The following is a 22,784-nucleotide window of genomic DNA, read 5'->3' on the forward strand; positions in this document are numbered from 1 at the left end:
ATGCCGTAAGTGAATAGAAGATCCAGGTCGATAGAAACCCCGGGATGAGGTACTGCAACAGCGGAATGATGTCCTTGACCAGATCATCCATGATCCGAGACTCCTTTCAGTCATGCCGATCCCGTCACGGGCCGACATTCAAAGCCTAGTCAAGGATCCTGCTGCGCCTCGCGGGCAACTGTCACAGCTCATTGCGAGCGTTTGGCGGGAGTCTCCATCCAATGAAAAAAGGCAGACATCGAACTTCGGTGTCTGCCTTTTTTGAGATCCGGGCGCCCGGTTACAGGCAGTCACGCACCGATTGGCGCAGCGATCCGGACTTGGCCCAAGGCGGCCCCTGATAGAGGGACACTTTGCTGCCGTCCTTGTATTTGACGATATCGAGAATCTCATCCGCCGTGATAATGCTCGGCGCGGTAATCCGGTAGCCGTTGGAAATAGACGTCTGCGAAGTCTTGGCCACGTCCTTCTGCCACAACGGTAACAAACACGCGGCATATTCTTTGGGAGGCTTGTCACTGGTCTTGCTGAGGTTTGGCTCGCCCGGCACCAGCGATGCTGGTAACGAGCAACCCGTCAACAGGGCCAGTGCCAAAGTGCCGATCCATACGCGCATGCTGTTTACCTGTTCCGAAAAAACGTGAATGTACCGTTTAACGGCGTGCACATCCATCGTGGCACCCCGCCGTTACCGGGGTTTGGACAATTTTTTACATCGGTTCAGCCGGGCGTCAGATGGCCTGGCCCCAGGTGGAAAAATGCGACTACTCTTTTCTACCGAGAATGTTCTGGAGGTGATCATGCGGCTCAATGAATACGAACACGAACTTCAACGGGATTTGCAAAGCGTGGCGTCGGACCTGAGATGGTCGGCGGTCGACCTCAAGCGCATTGCCGAACAATTGCGCAAATCAGGTAACGAGGCAGACGCCCAGACTGTGTTGCGATCTTGCACAATCCTGCAAAACGACGAGGAGAGATTGCAGATCTATGCCAGGGAGGTAAAAGCCCGGACCATCAGCCGAATCAAGGTGCACTGACTCCTGATCCAAACAAGAAGCCCCGGTCGAAACCGGGGCTCTTTCGTTATAACGCGTCAACTCACGTTCTGGCTTTGCACCCGCTTGCCGCGTTGCTTGTAACCAGGAAGCGCCGCCGCATAGGCCATCGCTTCCTCCCTGCTGGTGAATGACGCCAACCGGTCGCCCTGAGTGCAAACCCGCCATGGGCCGTTGTTCACGCTGAGCACGTCATAACCGTTCATGTGCAGCTTGTTCAGCATTGGAATGCTCATGAGCACCTCCATTTCGTCAACGGTGTTTTCGGTGTACGGGCTTACCTTACACCCGCTCCCCGCTGCGGTGTAAACCGGATTCGCCCTGGCACATGTCAATTCACTGGCACTTTTTGCTACGCAAATGGCTCCGAATCAAGAGGGAACCTTTAAATCCGCTTGCGGCTCGAATATTGCAGATTGATTACGGATTTATGACACGCATCAACAGGGCAATCATCAAAGCACGCGCCACCGTCATTTGCGAACAGGATCGCCATATCCTCCTGGTACGCAAACCCCGCCATCACTGGTCATTGCCCGGCGGCAAGGTCGAACCCGGGGAAACCCGTGCGGCGGCAGCCGTGCGCGAGTTGCAGGAGGAAACCGGGCTCAATGCGGAGGACGTCCTGTACCTGATGGATTTTCAGGCGGGCAGTACGCGGCATCATGTGTACGAGGCTTCGGTGGTCAACCTCGACGATGTGCGCCCGCAGAACGAAATCGTCGATTGCATCTGGTACCCGCTCGATGCCGTGCACAATCTTGAAACCAATGAAGCGACAAGGCGCATCGTGCAGGCCTTTCAACGGCGTTTATAACGATCAGCCAGCGAACGCCCGGCGACCGGCGCTGATTTCCGTGCGCAACTCACCAATGAAATTGGAAATATCGCGAATCGTCACCAGATGCTCGGGAGAAACGCCGTCTAGCAACAACTCGACACGCCCACTGCCCGGCTCATACACCTTGATCCGCAACAGACCTTGTCCGGTCGGTGTGCAATCACACTTGAACGTGGGGAAGCCTGACTCGACGATCCGGCAGATATCGGCAATGGCAAGCATGGACGGGCGCCTCGCAGGCGGAGAATCGATCCATCGAGCATAGACCCACGGTGTGTTTATTGCCCGCTAGAGAATGCCAAGCCGATCACAACTCACTCATGCCATTCAATGCGCGTCGTGATCCCAGATCCAGTTCCACATTCCGGGCAGATTCACCGGCTCAGCGCTTTGCTGAACCGTACGCGCCAACGCAGCTTTTTCCAGTGCGGCCTGATTGTCGTAGAACGGCTTGTCCGCCAGTCTGACCCCGGTCGCCGCCGCGCTATCGAGCAGAATCTGCAGATATTCGCGAGTGTGGCGCGCGGTGTAGCGATTGAGGTCATGGAACGTCACCACGACCGGAATAACGCCATCCACCGTCGGCAATTGACCCTCGGCGATGCGCTCGCGCACTTCCGATAACTGCCGCAGCATGTTCGCCCGACGCCGAGGGCTGGCGTTGAAGCCCCAGATCTTGCCGTCGTTGGCACTCAGGTCCGTGAGCAAGACGTGCAAGCCGTGTTTTTGATAGGCCGCAAATGTGCGCTTGTCGTAGTTCCAGAACGGTGGGCGCAACAGCTTGGGCGGCGCTCCGGTAATAGCGGCGATGTCAGCACTACCATCGGTCAGCGACTGCTCCAGTTCTTGCGGGTCGAGCGAGCGATGGTTGGTGTGCCAATGAGTCGCGGTGTGGAAAGCGAGAATATGTCCCTCGGCGTGTTCACGACGCATCAGGCTGCGACCGATCTCGCTGTTGCCTGCCCTGGGTGCTCGGGTCTGCACGAAAAACACGGCTTTGATGTCTGCCTGCAGCGGATTGCTTTTGAGGCTGTCGAGCACCGTCGCCGTGGGATTCCAAAACCCTGAAGCGCTGGGGCCATCGTCGAACGTCAGGAGAAAACGTACGGGGGCCTGGGCCATCAGGCGCGTTTCGGTTTGCGTGGTCATTTCAATCGGCGCGGCGATGCAACCGGCCAGACCGAGCGCGATGAGCGCAACACAAAGAAATTTGCATCCGGATGTCATGTCTTGCCCTGAGGCCGAGGCCGTCGTGTTGTCGAATGGCAAAACTCCATCGCCTTTGTCCATCCCTGCGCGGCTATCCGCGAGCGCAGGTTGGATAAGGTACACAGGGTTTGGTTCCGGTGCTGGTTTCAGTGCGTCATCGGCCGGCACATTGGCAGGTCCGACTAGACTCAAATTTCCTCAAGGAGATTTCAGCCATGTGCGGAAGACTCACGCAGTACCGTGGGATTCACGATTTCGTTGCGGTGCTGAGCATCCCCGATGCGTTGATCAATCACGTCGGCGATGCGCCACTGGATCGCTACAACGCAGCGCCCACCACTGCGCTGGCGGTTCTGCACCAGCACGAACAGGCCATTCATGCCGATAATTTGCGTTGGGGCTGGCGCCCGCATTGGGCCAGGGATCGCGCCCCACCTATCAACGCTCGGGTAGAGAAAGTCGCCCACGGCGCGTTCTTCCGGGCGATCTGGCGGCAGCGGCTGATCGTGCCGGTCGACAATTGGTTTGAATGGGTTGATAGCGGGGAAAAATCCCGACAGCCCTGGTTGATTCGTCGGGCGGATCAGGCTCCGGTCTTCTGTGCCGGTATCGGCCAGTTTCCGGCACCGGGGGTTGCGCCAAGGGAGGACGACGGGTTCGTCATCATCACCGCTGACAGCCTGGGCGGCCTGCTCGATATTCACGATCGCCGCCCGGTGGTCTTCGATTCGGCGCGAGCTCGGGAATGGCTTGATCCGGCTACGCCACTGGAGCGCGCCGAGCAGATGCTGCTGTTTGAAGGCGAGCCCAGTGAGGCCTTCGAATGGTACAAAGTCGGCAAAGCGGTCGGCAATACGCGTAATCAGGGTGCGCAATTGATAGAACGAGTCGACTAAATAATTACTTCACTGCTGCGTTAATCAAGCGAGCCCGTCATTGAATCCCGCGCGTTACAAAAAGTGTTTCAACCGCGATACACCCCCCGTAAAACAGCCGTTTGAGCGAATCAACCGCCTGTCAGACATTTCGACAGTCATACATACATTTCCCCGCGCTGCGGATAGCATGCGCGCCGCCTTTCCGATTGGTATACCAGTTGACCAAAGAGTCAAAGAAATCAGGAATCCATCAACAACTTTCAAGCCTTGCAGAGAAATAAGTGAGCGACGATTTTGCAATCAAACAGGTCAGCGGCCTGAAGTGTGTCCATCTGTCCAAGACAGAACGCCTGGAACTCGACTGTTTTATCGGCCATTACATCAAGACCCGAAACCTGCACAGCGTGCCCGATATCGAACGCACCCTGCGCAGCACCCTCGAGGGTTATCCCGGCCATCCGCCGGTGATGGTCAATGAGCTCAATGCGTGGATCGATCGAACGTTGGGGTATCGCGCGACCTACCCGGATTTCACGCAGCTGGCAGACCTCTGAAACGCGAAGAGCCCCGCTGCTGCGGGGCTCTTCGTATGGGTTGTTCAAGGTTTCAGCGGACGCTCCTGATCGCGGTCCGACAGCTCGCGGCTGTCATCATGCTTCCAGGTTTTTTCCTGCCTCTTCTGCTGCTCGATTTCTTCTTCCGTTGGCTCATCATCTTCCGCACGCGTTTGCTCAGTTGCCATGTGCACCTCACCTCAGAACAGTTGATGATCGTTAAAGGCTAGAACACTTTTGCGCGCCCAGATTCACCAACGCATTTTGTCCCGCGCGGCGTACCATAGCGCCATCCACCCTTACGTCAGGAAGACGCCATGCTTTACCGAATCGCCGCCGACGGGCTGGTGCTGTTTCACTTGTGTTTCATCTTGTTCGTACTGTTCGGCGGGCTGCTGGTGCTGCGCTGGCCAAGATTGATGTGGCTGCACTTGCCGGCGGCCGCATGGGGCGTGGCGGTCGAGGTATTGCACCTGACCTGTCCGTTGACCTACTGGGAAAACCTCATGCGCCACGCGGCCGGGCAGACCGAATACGCCGGCGGCTTCATTGAGCATTACATCTGGCCGATCATCTACCCGGCCGGTCTGACGCCGCAGATTCAACTGGCCCTCGGCAGCGTGGTACTGGCGGTCAACCTGTTGGTGTACGCACGACTGCTGCGCTCGTGGAAACTGCGCCGGGCCCGGCGCATTCCGTTTTAACGCGAGGCCGGTTTCAACGTTTCCAGCCACTGCGGATCGAAGCGTGGCTGGTCAGAATCAAGTCCCTGCGCCTGCATCCGCGCCTTGTGCTGTTCGACTTCATCACGCAGTTGTCCATGATCGCTGGAGTTGCCGTCCAGCTCATGCATTTGCAGCAATCCGAGGTGATAGAAACGCAACACCTTCATCGCCGTCGGATCGTTGTTCTGCACCGCCGCTGTCACCTGGTGCATGACATTGGTGATGCTCATCAGATTGCGCTTGAGGCGCCAGCTGTACACCGCCGGGGCCATCCAGGTCTGATGCCAGAAACGCCCGCGCAACAGCGCCGCCGTCAGCAGAAACGCCACGAATACGCCGCCGACATTGAAACGCAGGTTATCCCCGTCGGGTTCACCGAACACTGCCACCGCAACCGACGAAAACAGCATGGCCAGCAGCAGAAACAGCACGGCGATGATGATCGTGCTGCGGCGGGTCTGCTGACGAAAGGTAGCGGGGTCCATCGGCTGAATCTCGAACATCGAAAATGACTTCCTTGAGTGGCAAAACGCGCAACGGAAAAAACTCGCCAGCGCATTATCGCATCGCACCGGGTTTTAGCTATGCTGGGGCTCCTTTTCATCTTTTCAGCGTCCAACGGGGACATGGCGGTATAGCGCAGATCGTGCCATCTTCATTCATGGATACACACTATTCGGATGCCATCCGCTGCGTTGTGGATGACATCGTTTTAAGGATCACTGCATGACCCAACGACACGTAATCAATGCCTCGGTCAGCCCGAAAGGCAGTCTGGAAACCCTTTCTCAACGTGAAGTCCAGCAACTGAGCGAAGCCGGATCCGGCAGCACCTATACCCTCTTCCGCCAGTGCGCCCTGGCCATCCTCAACACCGGCGCGCATGTCGACAATGCCAAGACCATCCTCGAAGCATACAAGGACTTCGAAATCCGTATTCACCAGCAGGATCGCGGTGTACGCCTGGAGCTGCTGAACGCTCCGGCTGACGCGTTCGTCGACGGCGAGATGATCGCCAGCACCCGCGAAATGCTCTTCAGCGCCCTGCGCGACATCGTCTACACCGAGAACGAACTCGACAGCCAGCGCATCGACCTGAGCAATTCCCAAGGCATCAGCGACTACGTGTTCCACCTGCTGCGCAACGCGCGCACCCTGCGCCCGGGCGTCGAGCCGAAAATCGTGGTGTGCTGGGGTGGCCACTCGATCAACACCGAAGAATACAAATACACCAAGAAAGTCGGCCACGAACTGGGCCTGCGCAGCCTCGACATCTGCACCGGTTGCGGCCCTGGCGTGATGAAAGGCCCGATGAAAGGCGCGACCATTGCCCATGCCAAACAACGCATTCACGGCGGTCGCTACCTCGGCCTGACCGAGCCAGGCATCATCGCCGCCGAAGCGCCGAACCCGATCGTCAATGAGCTGGTGATCCTGCCGGACATCGAAAAGCGTCTGGAAGCCTTCGTCCGTGTCGGCCACGGCATCATCATTTTCCCGGGCGGCGCCGGTACGGCCGAAGAGTTCCTCTACCTGCTCGGCATCCTGATGCACCCGGACAACGCAGGCCTGCCGTTCCCGGTCATCCTCACCGGGCCGAAGCATGCCGCGCCGTATCTGGAACAGCTGGATGCGTTTGTCGTCGCGACCCTCGGCGAAGCGGCGAAGCAGCATTACGAGATCATCATCGACGACCCGGCCGAAGTGGCGCGGCAGATGACTCAAGGTCTGAAAGCGGTGAAGCAGTTCCGCCGCGAGCGTAACGATGCGTTCCATTTCAATTGGCTGTTGAAGATCGATGAGGGCTTCCAGCGCCCGTTCGATCCAACCCACGAAAACATGGCCAACCTGAAACTGCATCGCGACCAGCCACCCCATGAACTGGCGGCCAATCTGCGTCGGGCGTTTTCCGGGATCGTCGCCGGTAACGTCAAGGACAAGGGCATTCGCCTGATCGAAGAGCACGGGCCGTATCAGATCCGTGGCGATGCGGCGATCATGCAGCCGCTTGATGCACTGCTCAAAGCCTTCGTCGCCCAGCACCGGATGAAGTTGCCGGGTGGCGCGGCGTATGTGCCTTGCTATCGCGTGGTTGCGTAATTTCAAGTCGTAACGCACACCCAATGTGGGAGCTGGCTTGCCAGCGATAGCGGTCTTTCATTCAACAGAGACGTTGAATCAGATGACGCTTTTCGCGAGCAAGCTCGCTCCCACAGGATTTATGGTGTGGCGCAAATTGTAGTCACAACCTCAATCCCCCTGTGGGAGCGAGCCTGCTCGCGAAGAAGCCCGAAAGAACACATCAATCTTTCGGGCTATCTACCAACCGCCGAGCCAACGCTTTAGCCTGCGCAGCGACGTCCGTCACCGCCGTACTTTCCCACCACATCCCGCGCAACGGCGGGCCCATGGCAAACAACCGAGCGCTCACCTGCCCTTCGGCATTTACCACTGCGCCGTCCTTTGCTGTGATCCCCAGCGCCAGCGGCCCCGGTTGCACCAGTCCCCGCGCCAGCAATTGCTGCGGCAACGGTCGTGCGACTCGCCGCCAATCGTATTCAATGCCGCTGGAGTTGATCAGCGCCGCACCGCTCACTGTAGATGTTTCAGTCTCACCCCGCGGACGGATGCGGATGGTCACAGCATCGCCCGCGCCGGGCTCAATGCCCTTGAAAGACGCGGCGTGAATGTGCAAGCGCCCTTGCTTGTGCAGCCGTTCGATCAACTCGGCGCTCAGTGGCGGCGAACGATGGTGATGACTTTCCCACCATGGCCGTACATGCCGTACGAATTGTCGACGCTGCACGTCAGTCGCCTGACTCCACAACCGCGCGATGTGCGCGCGAACCGTATCCAGCGGCGCCTGCCAGTCGATGCCTTGGGCGACTGCGTCGCGACAATGTCGACGCAACTCGCGCAGCAACTGGCGTGGCGTGCGAATGCTGTGATCTGCTGCCAGAAAATCCACCCACGCCGGCGGTTGACGGCGCACGTGCGGCAGCAGGCCATGCCGGGAGAACACCTCGATCGGCCCGCGATGCCCGGCCTGCTCCAGCGATACCACGGCATCGACCATGGTCAGACCGGAGCCGATGATCAGCACGGTGGATTGCGGGTCGAGTTCGCGCATGGCCGCCACATCCCAGGGATCGAGCGCTGCAGCGTTAAGGCCACTGGATTGCGTCTGCGGCGTGCGAGCGGCGGGAAACATGCCGGTGGCCAGCACCGCCTGCGATCCACGCAGAGTCTGGCCATCGCTCAAGGTGAGCTGCACTGAACCAGCATCAACTTGCAGGTCGACGACCTCGGCACAGAAATGTTCAACGGTCGAAACTTGCAGCGCACCCACTGCCCTGGCTTCGGCCAGACGCTGTTGCACATAGACCCCGAACAGGCCACGCGGCGGAAACAGCTCACTGACCGGCACGTCCTGCTCGGCAGATTCCGGCCAGCCGCCGCCGGCAATATGCGCGGTCAGCCACTGCGTCAGATCATCAGGATTATCCGGGTCGACGCTCATCCGCGCCGCGTTGCCGTTCAGCGTATGTCCCAACTCGACGGCGCTGTAAGCCTCACCACGTCCCAGTTCAGCACGCGGCTCGATGATCGCAATTCTTCGTTGCCCAGGCAGGCGTAACAATTGCACCGCCAGCATGGTGCCACTGAGGCCGCCGCCGATGATCAGGATGTCCGCAGGCTGCTCCATTCAGATCACCACATTACGCACGAACCGCGCAGCCACATCGCCATCGTTGCGGTAGGCATGCGGCTGATTGCTGGCGAACATGAAAAACTCTCCTTTATTGATGTGCTGCGCCTGATCGCCGAGCATCAGTGTCAGGCATCCTTCAAATACGTAGATCTGCTCGCTCCAGCCATCGGCGTCCGGTTGCGACGGGTAGACCTCGCCCGGTTGCAGGCACCACTCCCATTGCTCGACTTCGCGGCTCGCGGTAGCTTTGGACAGTAGCACGGCTCTGCTGCCGGGAATCGTGCCCGCCCAGGCAACCTCGTTGATCCGGCTCGGGTCGCGCGCATCGTGCGCCTGGATCAGATCGCTGAACGCAACGTCAAGCGCTTCGGCGACGCGATCAAGCGTGGTCAGGCTGACATTCTTTTCGCCTGCCTCGATGGCTACCAGCATCCGTCGGCTCACCCCGGATTTTTCCGCCAGTGCGGTCTGGCTCATATCCGCAGCATGGCGCAAGCGTCGAACGTTCTGGCTGACGTGTTGCAGAACGGAGGCTCGCTGAGTCAAATCTTTGTGCACTATATTGCTCACTCGGTGGGGTTGGGCAGTATACTGCGCAACGTTGGCGGCATTGTGCGGCCTCCCTTTTAATGTGCGCAAGGTCATGATGTCGCCAAACAATTCTGCGTCCCCAATCCGCTTCTCCCGCTTCAGCAAAGCCGAGTGCGTGCTGGTGCTGATCACCATGATCTGGGGCGGCACGTTTCTGATTGTGCAACATGCCATGACGGTCAGCGGCCCGATGTTTTTCGTCGGGCTGCGCTTCGCCGCAGCGGCGGCGATTGTCGCGATGTTTTCCTGGCGGCACTTGCGCGAGTTGACCTTGTTCGAAGTCAAGGCAGGGTCGTTCATCGGTGTAGCGATCATGCTTGGTTATGGCTTGCAGACGGTCGGGTTGCAAAGCATTCCGAGCAGTCAGTCGGCGTTCATTACCGCGCTGTACGTGCCGTTTGTGCCGCTGCTGCAATGGCTGGTGCTGGGACGGCGTCCGGGGTTGATGCCAAGTATCGGCATCATGCTGGCGTTTACCGGATTGATGTTGTTGTCGGGTCCTTCGGGGGCGGCGCTGAATTTCAGTCCGGGAGAAATTGCGACATTGATCAGCGCCGTTGCGATTGCTGCTGAAATCATTTTGATCAGCACTTTCGCCGGGCAGGTGGATGTGCGGCGAGTGACGGTGGTGCAACTGGCGGTGACGGCGGTGTTGTCGTTCTTGCTGGTAGTCCCGACAGGTGAAGTGATTCCGGATTTTTCCTGGTTGTTGCTGGCGACCGCTTTGGGCCTGGGCGCGGCGAGTGCGGCGATTCAGGTAGCGATGAACTGGGCACAGAAGAGTGTTTCGCCGACTCGGGCGACGTTGATCTATGCCGGTGAACCGGTGTGGGCCGGGATTGTCGGACGGATTGCCGGAGAGCGCTTGCCGGCAATTGCGCTGGTTGGGGCCGGGTTGATTGTTGCGGCGGTGATTATCAGTGAGCTGAAGACCAAGGGAAGGTCCACCGAGGCAGAAGCTGAGCTGGAGCGGGAAACGCAGGGGTGACCCGCAATCTCTTCTGGCTGCTCGCGAAAGCAGCGCACCATCGTTACCTCTGAAACAACGCCAAACACACAATTCCCAACTACTTTGTAGGATTCTGAGACATCCTCGCGTTTGGTGATCAGGGAGCTGGCACGTATGATGCTTCACAAACTTCCGCAGATTAGAAGCCTATGTCCCTGATAGTTCTACTGCTTCTGCCGTTCATTGGCAGCTGTCTGGCAGCGGTGCTGCCGCACAATGCGCGTAATGCCGAATCCCTGCTGGCGGGCCTGGTCGCTTTGATCGGTACCGTTCAGGTCGCGATGCTGTACCCGCAAATCGCCTACGGCGGCGTGATCCGCGAAGAATTCATGTGGTTGCCGAGTCTGGGGCTGAACTTCGTTCTGCGCATGGACGGCTTCGCCTGGCTGTTCTCGATGCTGGTGCTCGGCATCGGCACACTTGTCTCTTTATATGCCCGTTATTACATGTCGCCGGACGACCCGGTGCCACGCTTCTTCGCGTTTTTTCTGGCATTCATGGGCGCCATGCTTGGCCTGGTGATCTCCGGCAACCTGATTCAGATCGTGTTCTTCTGGGAATTGACCAGCCTCTTCTCGTTCCTGCTGATCGGCTACTGGCACCACCGCGCCGATGCGCGGCGCGGTGCTTATATGGCGCTGATGGTCACCGGTGCTGGCGGGTTATGTCTGCTGGCGGGGGTCATGATTCTCGGCCATGTCGTCGGCAGCTATGACCTCGACAAGGTCCTGGCCGCCGGCGATCTGATTCGCGCACATGCCCTCTACCCCGTTCTTCTGCCACTCATCCTGATCGGCGCGCTGAGCAAAAGCGCGCAATTCCCGTTTCACTTCTGGCTGCCCCACGCCATGGCGGCACCGACGCCCGTCTCGGCCTATCTGCACTCGGCGACCATGGTCAAGGCCGGGGTTTTCCTTTTGGCACGTCTGTGGCCGTCGCTGTCCGGCAGTGAGGAATGGTTCTACATCGTCAGCGGAGCGGGCGCCTGTACGCTGTTGCTCGGCGCGTACTGCGCGATGTTCCAGAACGATCTCAAAGGTTTGCTGGCCTACTCGACCATCAGCCATCTCGGTCTGATCACTTTGCTTTTGGGCCTGAACAGTTCACTGGCCGCGGTGGCGGCGGTGTTTCACATTCTCAATCACGCGACGTTCAAAGCTTCGCTGTTCATGGCCGCCGGCATCATTGACCACGAAAGCGGTACCCGTGACATTCGCAAACTCAGCGGCCTGATCAAGCTGGTTCCCTATACGGCAACACTGGCCATGGTCGCCAGCGCCTCAATGGCCGGCGTGCCGCTGCTCAACGGTTTCCTGTCGAAAGAAATGTTCTTCGCCGAAACCGTGTTCATCAACGCCACGGCGTGGGTCGAAACTACTCTGCCGATCGTCGCGACCATCGCCGGCATGTTCAGCGTGGCCTACTCCCTGCGTTTCACCGTCGACGTGTTCTTCGGCCCCACCGCCACTGACCTGCCGCACACGCCGCACGAGCCGCCACGCTGGATGCGCGCACCCGTCGAGTTGCTGGTCTTCACTTGCCTGCTGGTGGGGATTTTCCCGGCGCAGATCGTCGGGCCATTGCTCGCCGCTGCAGCGCTGCCCGTAGTTGGCGGGGAGTTGCCGGAATACAGCCTGGCCATCTGGCACGGCTTGAACGCGCCGATGATCATGAGCCTGATCGCCATGTCCGGCGGCATCCTCCTATATCTGTTGTTGCGCAAGCAGTTCAAGCTGGGCCGTTTCAAGTACCCGCCGTTGGTGGGCCGCTTCAACGGCAAGCGTTTGTTCGAGCGCAGTCTGGTCGTAATGATGCGCATCGCCCGGCGCGTCGAGCGGCGACTGGGCACCAAGCGCTTGCAGATGCAGCTGTTCCTGATGGTTTCGGCCGCCGTGCTCGCCGGTCTGATCCCGATGCTGCACAGCACGCTGACCTGGGGCGACCGGCCGAAAATCCCCGGATCCATTGTCTTCGTGACGCTGTGGCTGCTGGCGATCGCCTGTGCGCTTGGCGCCGCTTGGCAGGCGAAATATCACCGTCTCGCCGCGCTGACCATGGTCAGCGTCTGCGGCTTGATGACCTGCGTGACCTTTGTCTGGTTCTCGGCGCCTGATCTGGCGCTGACGCAACTGGCAGTCGAAGTGGTGACCACGGTGTTGATCCTGCTTGGCCTGCGCTGGTTGCCGCGACGTATCGAAGAAGTCTCACCATTGCCGAGCAGCCTGCGCAAGGCGCGTATTCGTCGTCTGCGCGACTTGCTGCTGTCGATTGCCGTCGGCGCCGGCATGGCCCTGCTGTCCTACGCCATGCTCACCCGGCAGACGCCGAACCATATTTCCTCGTTCTACCTCAGTCGCGCCCTGCCCGAGGGCGGCGGCAGCAATGTGGTCAACGTGATGCTGGTGGACTTCCGTGGTTTCGATACCCTCGGCGAAATCACCGTGCTGGCCGCCGTGGCGCTCACCGTGTTCGCCCTGCTGCGGCGCTTCCGTCCGCCGAAGGAAAGCTTGCAGTTGCCGGCCCAGCAACGTCTGCTGGCACCGGACGTGGTCACCGATCTGGTCAACCCGCGTTCGGCCAGCGACACCGCGCTCGGCTTCATGATGGTGCCGGCGGTACTGGTGCGCCTGCTGCTGCCTGTCGCCCTGGTGGTCTCGTTTTATCTGTTCATGCGCGGGCACAATCAGCCGGGCGGCGGTTTTGTCGCCGGGCTGGTGATGTCGGTGGCCTTTATCCTGCAATACATGGTTGCCGGCACGCAGTGGGTCGAAGCACAAATGAGCCTGCGGCCATTGCGCTGGATGGGCACCGGGCTGCTGTTCGCCACTGCCACCGGTCTCGGTGCGCTAGTCGCCGGTTATCCGTTCCTGACCACTCACACTTGGCACATCAGCGTGCCGTTGCTCGGTGATATCCATATTGCCAGTGCGCTGTTCTTCGACGTCGGCGTGTACGCCGTGGTGGTCGGATCAACGTTGTTGATCCTCACCGCCCTCGCCCACCAATCGGTGCGCGGCCACAAGACGGCCTCGCTGCCCAAGTCCGTCGCCAGCAAAGGAGCCGTCTGATGGAAGAAGTCATCGCAATCGCCATCGGCATTCTTGCCGCGTCCGGGGTCTGGCTGATCCTGCGCCCGCGAACCTTTCAGGTGGTCATGGGCCTGTGCCTGCTGTCATATGCAGTCAACCTGTTCATTTTCAGCATGGGCAGCCTGTTCATCGGCAAGGAACCGGTGATCAAGGACGGCGTGACCCAGGACTTGCTGCATTACACCGACCCGCTGCCCCAGGCGCTGGTACTGACGGCGATCGTCATCAGCTTCGCCATGACCGCACTGTTCCTCGTCGTATTGCTCGCCTCGCGCGGCCTGACCGGCACCGACCACGTCGACGGCCGGGAGCCTAAAGAATGATGGCGATGACTCACCTGATCGCCGCACCGATCCTGCTGCCGCTGCTGACGGCTGCGATCATGCTGATGCTGGGCGAAAAGCATCGGCCGCTGAAGGCGAAAATCAACTTGTTCTCCAGCCTCCTCGGCCTGTTCATTTCAGTGATGCTGCTGCAATGGACGCAGACCACCGGCGTACCCGGCTCCATCGGCGTGTATCTGCCGGGCAACTGGCAGGCACCGTTTGGCATCGTCCTGGTGGTAGATCGCCTGTCGGCACTGATGCTGGTGCTGACCGGCGTCATCGGCGTCAGCGCGTTGCTGTTTGCCATGGCCCGCTGGGACGGCGCCGGCTCAAGCTTTCACGCTCTGTTTCAGATCCAGCTGATGGGCCTGTACGGCGCGTTCCTGACCGCGGATCTGTTCAACCTGTTCGTGTTCTTCGAAGTGTTGCTCGCCGCGTCCTACGGTTTATTGCTGCACGGCTCTGGCCGGGCGCGGGTATCGTCGGGGTTGCATTACATTTCGATCAACCTGCTGGCATCGTCACTGTTTTTGATCGGCGCTGCGTTGATCTACGGGGTGACCGGCACGCTGAACATGGCCGATCTGGCGATGAAGATCCCGCTGGTGCCGGAAGCCGACCGTGGCTTGCTGCACGCTGGGGCAGGGATTCTAGCGGTAGCGTTTCTGGCCAAGGCTGGCATGTGGCCGCTGAACTTCTGGCTGGTGCCGGCATATTCATCCGCCAGCGCGCCGGTGGCGGCGATGTTTGCCATCATGACCAAGGTCGGCGTCTACACCCTGCTGCGCTTGTGGACCCTGTTGTTTTCCGGCCAGGCCGGCGCCTCGGCATTCTTCGGCGGCGACTGGCTGATTTACGGCGGCATGGCGACCATGGCTTGCGCAGGGCTGGCGATTATCGCCGCGCAACGCCTGGAGCGCATGGCCAGCCTGAGCATTCTGGTGTCGGCGGGGATCCTGCTCTCGGCGATCGGCTTCGCCCAGCCGAACCTGATCGGCGCTGCGCTGTTCTATCTGGTCAGCTCGACCCTGGCGCTGAGCGCATTGTTCATGCTCGCCGAACTGATCGAGCGCTCGCGCTCGGCCAACGAAATTCCGCTGGAAGACGAAAGCGAACTGCTGCCGCGTCCACAGGAATCGCTGCAACCGCCCAAGGGCATCAACCTCGACGACGAGCAGAAAGCCGTGGTCGGCCAAGTCATCCCGTGGACCATGGCCTTTCTTGGTTTGAGCTTTATTGCCTGCGCGCTGTTGATCATCGGCATGCCACCGCTGTCCGGATTTATCGGCAAGCTCAGCCTGATCGGGGCATTGCTCAACCCGTTGGGACTTGGCACTGCGGCGCCGCTGCCTCCCGGCGCATGGGGATTGCTGGCGCTGTTGATCCTGACCGGTCTGGCCTCGCTGATGGCCTTCTCGCGCCTCGGCATTCAGCGCTTCTGGACGCCGGAAGAGCGCCCGTCACCATTGCTGCGCAAACTCGAATGCGCGCCGATTTTCCTGCTGCTCGGGCTGAGCATTGCCCTTACGTTCAAGGCTGAACCGCTGCTGCGCTACACCCAGGCCACGGCCGATGCGCTGAACAATCCGCAGCAATATGTGTTCGCAGTTCTAGGCACTCGGGCGGTGCCGAGCCCGCAAGCCAGAGCCGACATGCTCGAGGTGCAGCCATGAATCGATTGTTCCCGGCACCGTGGTTATCGCTGGCCCTGTGGATTCTGTGGCTGACCCTGAACCTGTCCGTCAGCCCGGGCAATCTGCTGCTCGGTGCCGCGCTGGGTTTCGCTGCGCCGCTGATGATGCGCAAATTGCGGCCGAAACGTGCGCGCATCCGCAACCCCATGGCCATCCTGCGTCTGTTCTTCCTGGTCGGCCGCGACGTCATCATGTCCAACCTGATCGTCGCCTGGGGCGTAGTCAACGCGGGACGTCGTCCGCCCAACTCATGCTTTATCAAGGTGCCTCTGGACTTGCGCGATGCCCACGGTCTGGCGGCACTGGCGATGATCTGCACCGTGGTGCCCGGTACTGTATGGTCGGAACTGGCGCTGGACCGCAGCGTTCTGTTGCTGCACGTCTGGGATCTGCACGACGAAGCGCAGTTCATCGAGCACTTCAAAAGCACTTACGAGCGACCGTTGATGGAGATTTTCGAATGAGCCCATTGCTGTCGAATGCGATTCTGCTGACGCTGTTTCTGTACTGCGTGGCGATGGCGGCGACCCTGGTGCGCCTTTTCAAAGGCCCGTCAGCTCAGGATCGGGTACTGGCGCTGGATTACCTGTATATCGTCGCGATGCTGATGATGCTGACCCTGGGCATTCGTTACGCCAGTGATACCTACTTCGAAGCGGCGCTGCTGATCGCGCTGTTCGGCTTCGTCGGCTCGTTTGCCCTGGCAAAATTCCTGCTGCGTGGCGAGGTGATCGAATGAATACCGAATTGTCTTTATGGGTCGAGATTCCGGTGGCGGTGCTGCTGGTGCTCAGCGGCGTGTTTACCCTGCTGGGCGCAACCGGATTGCTGCGCATGAAGGATTACTTCCAGCGTATGCACCCGCCAGCGCTGGCCTCGACAATCGGTGCCTGGTGTGTGGCACTGGCGTCGATCATTTGCTTTTCAGCGCTGAAGTCCGGGCCAGTGGTGCATGCCTGGCTGATTCCGATTCTGTTGGCGATCACCGTGCCGGTGACCACCCTGCTGCTGGCGCGGGCGGCGTTGTTCCGCAAACGTATGGCCGGGGATGATGTGCCGGCCGAGGTGAGCAGTCGTCAGACTGAAAGTGGTAACTGATGATTTTGTGGCGCCTGTGATGGCGCCATCGCTACAGTAGGAACGCGCCCTCGATTGTGGGAGCGAGCCTGCTCGCGAAGAGGCCAGTCGGGGCGTCGCCAATTCCGGATCGGCTCAAACCCACGCTACTGCCAACAACCCCGCCCCCAGCAGCGCACACAACGGCGAATACACCCAGGTATCCAGCCGCGCAAATCGCGAATCCTTCACTTCCTTGAAGAACCCGACCAGATTCGAATCACCGATCGCCCGAGCGAACATCAGCAACGCGATCGCGCTGATCACCCATTGCAGTGCCTTGTGCTGCACCGCCGGCACGCCCCAACCGACCCGCATACAAACCAGCGCCGCAATTATCAGCAGCGCAGCGGCGACTGCCAGCGTCAGCCAGCCTGAGGGCTTGAAGGCCGGGCGTACCGTGGCGACGAGGCCCGACACCGGCACCTGCGGCACCACCACCGCAGCCGCCCATTGCCCACCCAACGCCCAATACACATGCATCAGGCCGATTGCCGCGAACACAGTCACCAGCCATTGAGCCAACACAAAGGTCATGGTTGAAATCCTTCAAAGGGATTTGAACAAACCATCGTAGTCGGATTTTTTGGCCGTGCACGACCGGTCGGCGGTGCACGGCGTTGACCGCGTTATTTCAGATCAGCCGTCACCTTGTCGGCCACATCCTTGGGCAGCCACGCCTGCCACACATCCGGATGCGCCTTCATGAACGCGACCGCCGCCTCACGAGGCGCGGTGTGCTTGTCACTCATATCCGCCAATGCCTTGTTCAGTGGCTCGATGGGAAAATCGACCTTGCTGAAGAATTCGGCAATTTGCGGGTTCTGCTTTTGAAACGGCGTAGACACGCCAATCGACAGTTTCGATGCCAGCGAGCGGGTTGGTTTCGGATTGGGATTATCGGCGTCTGTCAGCGTCTTCCACGCCTCGGCATCGAACGGCGGCTCTTCCAGTTGCACCAGTTTGAATTTGCCAAGCAGTGGCGTCGGCGACCAGTAATAGAACAGCACCGGTTTGCCGCGACGGATCGAAGAGCTGATCTCGGCATCCAGCGCAGCGCCGGAACCGCTGCGGAAGTTGGTGTAGTCGTCCTGCAAGCCATACGCCGTGAGCTTCTGCTTGTTTACCACTTCCGAGGTCCAGCCGATCGGGCTGTTGAGGAAACGCCCTTTGCCCGGGCTTTCCGGGTCCTTGAATACGTCCTTGTATTTCTTCAGATCAGTGACACTGCGCAGATCCGGCGCCAACGGTTTGATGCCTTTGGCCGGGTCGCCCTTGATCACGTATTCCGGCACCCACCAGCCTTCAGTGGCGCCCTTTACCGTATCGCCCAGACCGACGACCTTGCCCTCGGCTTCGGCCTTGACCCAGACCGGACTGCGCCCGGCCCACTCCTCGCCAATCACCTGGATGTCATTATTGGCCAGCGCGGTCTCAAGGGTAATCGTGGTACCCGGCAAGGTATCGGTCGGCAAGCCGTAGCCTTTCTCGACGATCACCCGCAGCACCTCGGTGATCAGGCTGCCGCTTTCCCAGTTCAGGTCGGCAAAGTGGATCGGCGCCTGTGCCGCCTGCAGCGATTGCGCTGACGTCAGCAAACCAAAGGTGGCCACGCTGGCGGCCAGTAACCGTCGAAATCCGTTCATGCATCACACCTCGTGCTGTTCACAGCAATGGCAGTTGGCCTGACAGAAACGCAAGCCTCTGAATGACTCAGTCAACTGACTTTAGCCGAGGTTCCTGCTTTTTCCGGGGTCCGCTGCGTGCGAGGTTACGTTTCAGACTTTTCCTGCAGGCTTTGCAGCTCACGTCTGACCATGCTGGCGTATGCCGCCGGTTGCAATGCGTAGAGCTGCGAAGCCACCCAACTCAGCCAGGCACCTTGCAGTTCGGCCTTGCGGGCGAACAGGCGCTGAGCGTCTTCGCGTGCGCTGTCGAGATTTTGCGAATGGAAGTGCGCGCGGCTCACTCGCTGGCCTTGAAGGAAATCAGTTCACCTTTGCGCCATTTGGCAGCCTTGGCGGTGACGGCTTTCAAGGTTTTGGTCAGGCCTTCCTGCAATTGTTCATTGGCGGCGAACACCGTGACGACGCTATGACCTTCCTTGAACAGAATCGCGTGACCGTCGGCCGTACTGACAAATGCGTAGTCGCCCAAGCCGTAAACCGTGAGTTTGATGTCGCGAAAGCGAATGTCCATCTTGCCGCCTTCACGGCTGGGCAACACTGACGCGATGAAATGGTCGCCAACCTTGAGTTTGAGCCCCGGTTTGTCATCGACTACCAATGCACTTTCGGTATCGATTTCGGCGATGTAAATGCCTTCGGCGTTTTGCTCGGTGATGTAAACAAAACGTGATTGGAATTGCTTGACCAGCTTTGCACGCAAATCACCCAGCACGAACAAAGCATGCATATCGAGGTTACTGACTGCCAAAGAAACATCCCCACATTTGAAAAACCGTGCAGCGGAAAACACGCACGGCAAAAAACGGCAATGCCGATGAAAACTGCAAAATCACTCAAAAACCCGAAGCGAGCGAAGCGCTCTTGATCGCAAGGTTCGTAGACTACTGGATTGTCATTAGTGAAACCCGCTCCGAAATCGGCAAACCTTGAAGGAAAAAGCCTCAAGTGCGACTGGAGCAAATCTGACTACGAACTTCAGGGAAATTTCTCACGAAAAAAAGCACTTTTCCGACATATCGCTGGCGAAAAATTGCTTTAGATAAGCCCGGTCGTCAACAGGTACTGGCGATTCTAGAGCAGCGATGCTCCTTACGACTACCCGCAACGGCCGTTAAATCCCGGCCGACTGATGAAAAGGACTTCATATGTGCACTTTGACTCATTTTGCCACGTCGGCCGACGCGCGAATCAACACACCTCTGACGATGAAGGTTGCCGACCTAGACAACCTTCCGACATCTTCTAACAATCATCGAACCCCACACTTTCAAGTGGTGCCAGCGGGTATTGCGTTCTTTCACATCAAGGAGATATCCACGGGACGTGTCAGAGGTTTCCGTGGCAATCACAACGAAGCCTGCGCCCTCGCCCGCTCGCTTGAATCAAAAATCGAACTCCACGCCAGCGCCTGCCTCTGATAAGGGGAGTGAACGAACAAGCCGCACCGGCACCGACCCAGGAGTAGATGATGGAACTGCCAACCGAGCTTAACCTGACCACCCTTTTCGAACAGCTGGGCCTGCCCTCGGATGAAGCGTCGATCAATGATTTTGTCGAAGCACATCCGCTGGATCCGGACACTAAACTCATCGATGCCGACTTCTGGTCACCCCAGCAGGCGCAATTACTCAAGGAATGGCTGCGGGCCGATGGCGAAGAAGCGCCGATCGTCGATGAGCTGAACGTACGTTTGCATCGCGGCAAGTAAGTACGATCAGTGCAGGCTGTCGCCGGGCTCGATGTTCAATTGTTCGAGCCAGGCAGCCTTGCACTCCTCCGCTTCATCGCGACTGGCGAAGGCTGTGCCGCGTCGCTCCCCGTTGAGCAAAACTACCCAGCAAACACTGCGCCCCATCGCACGTAAGCCGGCCGGAACACCGCTGCCGATCATCACTGCCACGTCTATCCTGCACTGCATGTGCCCTCCGAAATAATTAGCTACCTAACTAAGTCGTCAGATTAATGCTTTCCGTCGAGAGGAAACAGCAACCGCCGTGCACAGATTCATTGCGTCACCGGTAATAATCTCAGCGCGGATTCTCAGGTTTATAGCCCAGACGCAACCCGCCCCAGTGTCGGCCATTGATCATGATCGGCACCGATAAATCATGCATCAGCTCACCCGTATCGCGCGTGTAAGTCTGCAACAGCACCGGTTGCTGATGGCTGCCGCAGCGGATACCGGTGCGGTCAGCGAATTTGCGTTTGGTGCGATTATTTACCGTGTCGACCTGCACATCGCCGGTCAATGGCTGGCTGAATGCCTGGTTGTGCGTCGGTACATAACCCTGCTGCGTGCAGGCAATCGCAAAAACCAGCCCTTCATGACGCGCCAATAAAGGTTCTTGAATCGCCGGCAAGACCTGATCGGTGTATCGATCAAAGCGGGTTTGAAATTTGGCTGGTTCGGTGCCCGAAATCAGCTGGTAGCTGCGATCGAACAGGTCATCCAGGCTGATCCGCCCCTGCTCGACATCCGCCTCGAAGCGCGCCGCGATCTGGCTCGCACCTTCGCGCGCCAAGTCATAAATGCGCTGGTGATAGTCATCCAGGCCGACCTCGGCCAGGCGCTCGCTGATGGTTTCCGCCTGTCCTTCCATCTGCACAGCGGCCTCGGCGAGGCGGCGGGTCTGCTGATCGCTGATTGCCAGATCGCTGCGCATTTGCTCGATGGCGATGAACAGCGCATCAAGCTGCTCGCGATTGGTTTGCGCACCACGGGCGATTTCGCTGACCTGGGTTTCCACTCCGGCGGCAAGTCGCGCGATATTTTCCAGATGCTGACCGGTGTGCTCGACCTGTTCGACGCCGGTGTGCAGATCGCTCGACAACTCGCGAATCTGCGCCACCACTTGCGCGGTGCGTTGCTGAATGTCAGCAACCATCTCACCGACCTCACCCGTGGCCGCCGCCGTACGCGCGGCCAGTCCGCGCACCTCGTCGGCGACCACAGCGAAACCGCGACCATGCTCACCGGCCCGGGCTGCTTCAATCGCAGCGTTCAACGCCAACAGGTTGGTCTGGCTGGCAATCGACTGGATCACCAGCGTCACCCGCTGAATGTCGTCGCTGCGCACACTCAGGGCCTCGATCAATTCGCGGCTGGCGTTGGCGCGCTGACTGAGTTGCTGCATGCGCGAAATCGAGTCGAGCAGTTCGCTGCGCCCCGCCGCGCTGCTGTGATGCGCTTGGCTGGCGGCATCCAGCGCGTCGCGACTGAGCTGTGAAGTCGCCTGTTCGGTGGCGATCATCACCTCGGCGTTGCTGACGATCTGCGCCGCCGCGTCGAGTTGCGATTCGAGTTTGTTCGCCAGCGCCTTGACCGAGAACGCCACGCCGGCGGCTGACAGTGCGTTGTGACTGGTGGTGTAGGAAAGATCGCGGGTCAGTGCGGACAATGCGCTCGCACTATCGACCGGGACGGCAACAGGAGCGCTGCGCGAACGCAGGCGCGGTAGCCAGACAATCAGTATCGCCAGCGGCATGCCGAGGTAGAGCGACCACTCGGCCATAGCCATGCCGGCCAGCAACAGCATCAGGGCGATGCTTTGCAGGGTCGGCGCGATCCAGCGGTTTTTCGGCAAAAGCACTGGTGCAGGCAGCGCCGCAACCAGAGATCCATCTCTCGTCATCTTGATCACCCCACGTTTGTTCTCATTGTTGTGACTGCATTAAACGCCACTACAACGCCATTATCCATGGTCCGTTAGTCGTGGGGTCTGTGGCAGGTCAATGGAACAACGGGGGAAATAGCGCAGACGAGCAAAAACAAAGATCGCAGCCTCCCGCAACTCCATGTAGAAGCTGCCGAAGGCTGCGATCTCTTGCAGGCGCCCCCCTATTCAGGGGCCGCCATGGAATCAGGCCTGACGCTGGTGCTTGTCGATCTGCTCGTGACGCTCTTGAGCTTCGATGCAGTACTTGGTGGTCGGGCTGATCAGCAGGCGTTTCAGGCCAATGGCCTCGCCGCTGTCGTCGCACCAGCCAAAGCTGTCGTCCTTGATGCGCTCAAGGGCTTGTTCCAGTTGCGGCAGCATGCGCTGGTCGCGATCGATCGCGTTGACCAGCCAAGTGCGCTCTTCTTCAACCGAAGCCGCGTCCGCCGGGTCAGCCGGGGTGTCCAGGCTTTCGATGGCGATACGGTTTTGCTCAATGCGCTCGTGGGTTTCGACTTTCATGTTCTGCAACAGCTCAGTGAAGAAAGCGTGTTGCTCTGCATTCATGTAGTCATCTGCCGGCATAGCCAGCAACTTGTCCTTTGTCATTGATATCTCTATAAAAAAACGTGCATTAA

30 protein-coding genes are annotated in these 22,784 nt (G+C 59.3%); 15 read left to right on the plus strand and 15 right to left on the minus strand.

Translation table 11 applies throughout. The annotated features are described in order from the left end of the window. Positions 1 to 280: 280 nt before the first annotated feature. A complete protein-coding gene (locus V8J63_RS16935; protein WP_024013232.1) occupies positions 281 to 616 on the minus strand; it encodes a hypothetical protein in 336 nt (111 codons plus the stop codon). A 184-nt stretch (positions 617 to 800) separates the two neighbouring features. Here V8J63_RS16935 and V8J63_RS16940 point away from each other — a divergent pair, with 184 nt between their 5' ends. Further along, positions 801 to 1,040 (plus strand): hypothetical protein, encoded by a 240-nt coding sequence (locus V8J63_RS16940; protein WP_038862200.1) that lies wholly within the window; start codon positions 801 to 803, stop codon positions 1,038 to 1,040. Positions 1,041 to 1,096: 56 nt separating this feature from the next. Here the strand turns inward: V8J63_RS16940 and V8J63_RS16945 are convergent, their stop codons facing one another. Beyond that, a complete protein-coding gene (locus V8J63_RS16945) occupies positions 1,097 to 1,294 on the minus strand; it encodes a DUF2188 domain-containing protein (protein ID WP_336464371.1) in 198 nt (65 codons plus the stop codon). A 218-nt stretch (positions 1,295 to 1,512) separates the two neighbouring features. On the opposite strand from V8J63_RS16945, the gene V8J63_RS16950 reads away from it, so the two are divergent. Then, complete coding sequence (locus V8J63_RS16950; protein WP_336464434.1) at positions 1,513 to 1,875, plus strand: NUDIX hydrolase; 363 nt, start codon at positions 1,513 to 1,515, stop codon at positions 1,873 to 1,875. 3 nt (positions 1,876 to 1,878) lie between these two features. Here V8J63_RS16950 and V8J63_RS16955 read toward each other — a convergent pair whose 3' ends face one another. Further along, complete coding sequence (locus V8J63_RS16955; RefSeq protein ID WP_016775073.1) at positions 1,879 to 2,121, minus strand: DUF1652 domain-containing protein; 243 nt, start codon at positions 2,119 to 2,121, stop codon at positions 1,879 to 1,881. Positions 2,122 to 2,226: 105 nt separating this feature from the next. Beyond that, on the minus strand, positions 2,227 to 3,126 hold the full coding sequence (locus tag V8J63_RS16960) for a polysaccharide deacetylase family protein (RefSeq protein WP_336464372.1): 900 nt from the start codon (positions 3,124 to 3,126) through the stop codon (positions 2,227 to 2,229). A gap of 197 nt (positions 3,127 to 3,323) precedes the next feature. Here V8J63_RS16960 and V8J63_RS16965 point away from each other — a divergent pair, with 197 nt between their 5' ends. Both V8J63_RS16965 and V8J63_RS16970 read left to right on the plus strand, forming a co-directional pair. After that, positions 3,324 to 4,004, plus strand: coding sequence for an SOS response-associated peptidase (locus V8J63_RS16965; RefSeq protein WP_323168118.1), 681 nt, complete (start codon positions 3,324 to 3,326; stop codon positions 4,002 to 4,004). A gap of 263 nt (positions 4,005 to 4,267) precedes the next feature. After that, a complete protein-coding gene (locus V8J63_RS16970; RefSeq protein ID WP_016775076.1) occupies positions 4,268 to 4,540 on the plus strand; it encodes a hypothetical protein in 273 nt (90 codons plus the stop codon). A 44-nt stretch (positions 4,541 to 4,584) separates the two neighbouring features. On the opposite strand, the gene V8J63_RS16975 is transcribed toward V8J63_RS16970, so the two are convergent. Beyond that, entirely contained in the window at positions 4,585 to 4,728 is a 144-nt protein-coding gene (locus V8J63_RS16975; protein WP_164488351.1) for a hypothetical protein, read from the minus strand. Between the two features lie 129 nt (positions 4,729 to 4,857). On the opposite strand from V8J63_RS16975, the gene V8J63_RS16980 reads away from it, so the two are divergent. After that, positions 4,858 to 5,244 (plus strand): DUF2784 domain-containing protein, encoded by a 387-nt coding sequence (locus V8J63_RS16980; RefSeq protein WP_041480792.1) that lies wholly within the window; start codon positions 4,858 to 4,860, stop codon positions 5,242 to 5,244. Here the strand turns inward: V8J63_RS16980 and V8J63_RS16985 are convergent. Beyond that, entirely contained in the window at positions 5,241 to 5,768 is a 528-nt protein-coding gene (locus tag V8J63_RS16985) for a DUF3087 domain-containing protein (RefSeq protein WP_038860192.1), read from the minus strand. The genes V8J63_RS16980 and V8J63_RS16985 overlap by 4 nt on opposite strands. A gap of 223 nt (positions 5,769 to 5,991) precedes the next feature. Here V8J63_RS16985 and ppnN point away from each other — a divergent pair, with 223 nt between their 5' ends. Further along, complete coding sequence (gene ppnN / locus V8J63_RS16990) at positions 5,992 to 7,365, plus strand: nucleotide 5'-monophosphate nucleosidase PpnN (protein WP_122612505.1); 1,374 nt, start codon at positions 5,992 to 5,994, stop codon at positions 7,363 to 7,365. Positions 7,366 to 7,567: 202 nt separating this feature from the next. On the opposite strand, the gene V8J63_RS16995 is transcribed toward ppnN, so the two are convergent. Continuing rightward, complete coding sequence (locus tag V8J63_RS16995; protein WP_336464374.1) at positions 7,568 to 8,971, minus strand: FAD/NAD(P)-binding protein; 1,404 nt, start codon at positions 8,969 to 8,971, stop codon at positions 7,568 to 7,570. Further along, the gene (locus tag V8J63_RS17000; RefSeq protein WP_024013243.1) at positions 8,972 to 9,535 is read right to left on the minus strand and encodes a helix-turn-helix domain-containing protein; all 564 of its coding nucleotides are present in this window, start codon (positions 9,533 to 9,535) and stop codon (positions 8,972 to 8,974) included. It abuts the gene before it with no gap. An 85-nt stretch (positions 9,536 to 9,620) separates the two neighbouring features. Here V8J63_RS17000 and V8J63_RS17005 point away from each other — a divergent pair, with 85 nt between their 5' ends. From V8J63_RS17005 to V8J63_RS17035, 7 genes are all read left to right on the plus strand, one after another. Next, entirely contained in the window at positions 9,621 to 10,556 is a 936-nt protein-coding gene (locus V8J63_RS17005; RefSeq protein WP_336464376.1) for a DMT family transporter, read from the plus strand. Between the two features lie 170 nt (positions 10,557 to 10,726). Beyond that, positions 10,727 to 13,645 carry a monovalent cation/H+ antiporter subunit A gene (locus tag V8J63_RS17010; RefSeq protein ID WP_336464378.1) on the plus strand — a complete coding sequence of 973 codons (2,919 nt, stop codon included), beginning with the start codon at positions 10,727 to 10,729 and terminating at the stop codon, positions 13,643 to 13,645. After that, a complete protein-coding gene (locus V8J63_RS17015) occupies positions 13,645 to 13,989 on the plus strand; it encodes a Na+/H+ antiporter subunit C (protein WP_016775082.1) in 345 nt (114 codons plus the stop codon). Before V8J63_RS17010 ends, V8J63_RS17015 begins: the two co-directional genes overlap by 1 nt. Then, a complete protein-coding gene (locus tag V8J63_RS17020; RefSeq protein ID WP_130901914.1) occupies positions 13,986 to 15,665 on the plus strand; it encodes a monovalent cation/H+ antiporter subunit D in 1,680 nt (559 codons plus the stop codon). Before V8J63_RS17015 ends, V8J63_RS17020 begins: the two co-directional genes overlap by 4 nt. Further along, positions 15,662 to 16,150, plus strand: a complete 489-nt coding sequence (locus V8J63_RS17025) for a Na+/H+ antiporter subunit E (protein ID WP_130901913.1) — start codon at positions 15,662 to 15,664, stop codon at positions 16,148 to 16,150. Before V8J63_RS17020 ends, V8J63_RS17025 begins: the two co-directional genes overlap by 4 nt. Beyond that, a complete protein-coding gene (locus tag V8J63_RS17030; protein ID WP_336464379.1) occupies positions 16,147 to 16,425 on the plus strand; it encodes a K+/H+ antiporter subunit F in 279 nt (92 codons plus the stop codon). The genes V8J63_RS17025 and V8J63_RS17030 overlap by 4 nt, the downstream gene beginning before the upstream one ends. Beyond that, complete coding sequence (locus V8J63_RS17035; RefSeq protein ID WP_130901912.1) at positions 16,422 to 16,784, plus strand: Na+/H+ antiporter subunit G; 363 nt, start codon at positions 16,422 to 16,424, stop codon at positions 16,782 to 16,784. Before V8J63_RS17030 ends, V8J63_RS17035 begins: the two co-directional genes overlap by 4 nt. Positions 16,785 to 16,898: 114 nt before the next feature. Here V8J63_RS17035 and V8J63_RS17040 read toward each other — a convergent pair whose 3' ends face one another. From V8J63_RS17040 to V8J63_RS17055, 4 genes are all read right to left on the minus strand, one after another. Beyond that, the gene (locus V8J63_RS17040; protein ID WP_130901911.1) at positions 16,899 to 17,339 is read right to left on the minus strand and encodes a DUF3995 domain-containing protein; all 441 of its coding nucleotides are present in this window, start codon (positions 17,337 to 17,339) and stop codon (positions 16,899 to 16,901) included. A gap of 92 nt (positions 17,340 to 17,431) precedes the next feature. Next, entirely contained in the window at positions 17,432 to 18,448 is a 1,017-nt protein-coding gene (locus tag V8J63_RS17045) for an ABC transporter substrate-binding protein (RefSeq protein ID WP_076562406.1), read from the minus strand. A 125-nt stretch (positions 18,449 to 18,573) separates the two neighbouring features. Further along, positions 18,574 to 18,771 (minus strand): hypothetical protein, encoded by a 198-nt coding sequence (locus V8J63_RS17050; RefSeq protein ID WP_016775089.1) that lies wholly within the window; start codon positions 18,769 to 18,771, stop codon positions 18,574 to 18,576. Beyond that, positions 18,768 to 19,217, minus strand: a complete 450-nt coding sequence (locus tag V8J63_RS17055) for a hypothetical protein (RefSeq protein ID WP_024013252.1) — start codon at positions 19,215 to 19,217, stop codon at positions 18,768 to 18,770. The genes V8J63_RS17050 and V8J63_RS17055 overlap by 4 nt, the downstream gene beginning before the upstream one ends. A gap of 478 nt (positions 19,218 to 19,695) precedes the next feature. Here V8J63_RS17055 and V8J63_RS17060 point away from each other — a divergent pair, with 478 nt between their 5' ends. Together V8J63_RS17060 and V8J63_RS17065 are read left to right on the plus strand one after the other, a co-directional pair. Then, entirely contained in the window at positions 19,696 to 19,908 is a 213-nt protein-coding gene (locus tag V8J63_RS17060; protein ID WP_397427861.1) for a hypothetical protein, read from the plus strand. 50 nt (positions 19,909 to 19,958) lie between these two features. Continuing rightward, positions 19,959 to 20,198, plus strand: a complete 240-nt coding sequence (locus V8J63_RS17065) for a DUF2789 family protein (RefSeq protein WP_016775092.1) — start codon at positions 19,959 to 19,961, stop codon at positions 20,196 to 20,198. 6 nt (positions 20,199 to 20,204) lie between these two features. Here V8J63_RS17065 and V8J63_RS17070 read toward each other — a convergent pair whose 3' ends face one another. From V8J63_RS17070 to V8J63_RS17080, 3 genes are all read right to left on the minus strand, one after another. Continuing rightward, complete coding sequence (locus V8J63_RS17070) at positions 20,205 to 20,408, minus strand: hypothetical protein (protein ID WP_130888768.1); 204 nt, start codon at positions 20,406 to 20,408, stop codon at positions 20,205 to 20,207. Positions 20,409 to 20,517: 109 nt separating this feature from the next. Further along, positions 20,518 to 22,122: a methyl-accepting chemotaxis protein gene (locus V8J63_RS17075; protein WP_336464380.1), complete on the minus strand. Its 1,605-nt coding sequence runs from the start codon at positions 22,120 to 22,122 to the stop codon at positions 20,518 to 20,520. A gap of 228 nt (positions 22,123 to 22,350) precedes the next feature. Then, a complete protein-coding gene (locus tag V8J63_RS17080) occupies positions 22,351 to 22,755 on the minus strand; it encodes a TraR/DksA family transcriptional regulator (RefSeq protein WP_016775095.1) in 405 nt (134 codons plus the stop codon). Positions 22,756 to 22,784: the final 29 nt, after the last annotated feature.

The organism is Pseudomonas sp. CCNWLW23, from assembly GCF_037095675.1.
GTDB classification, from domain to species: Bacteria; Pseudomonadota; Gammaproteobacteria; order Pseudomonadales; family Pseudomonadaceae; genus Aquipseudomonas; species Aquipseudomonas atacamensis.